This window comes from Parasediminibacterium sp. HNIBRBA5674 (assembly GCF_056745525.1).
The window spans coordinates 1-353 of record NZ_JBQWIE010000118.1 but is presented as its reverse complement, the minus strand read 5'-3'; the positions used below and the strand labels follow the sequence as shown (position 1 = coordinate 353).

Genomic DNA, 353 nt, shown 5'->3' with positions numbered 1-353 from the left:
GCTTACAATTCTTCTAGTACTAAATTAACTAAAACAGGCTCTGCTACAACCATTTCAAGCGGCGAGTTTGCTAAAACCACAGTAAGTGATGTAGGTCAGGTATTGCAAGGTCGTGTAGCTGGTGTAAATGTTGTGTCGACCTCTGGCGAGCCTGGTGCTGATATTATTGTAACCATCCGTGGTAATAGCTCTATTAACGGCTCTAACCAACCTTTATATGTAATAGATGGCTTTCCAGTACCACCAAGTAGTGATGCGCCAAGTACAAATACTGTAGGTAGTGGTAATGCTAATGGTTTATTTGGCTTAAATCCTAATGACATAGAAACAATTACCGTGCTCAAAGATGGTGA

General features: G+C 40.8%; 1 protein-coding gene. It reads left to right on the top strand.

The genetic code is table 11. The features are described from left to right. The coding region (locus ACT9TX_RS18520; protein ID WP_481340620.1) for a TonB-dependent receptor plug domain-containing protein at positions 1-353 on the top strand (353 nt) is incomplete at both ends.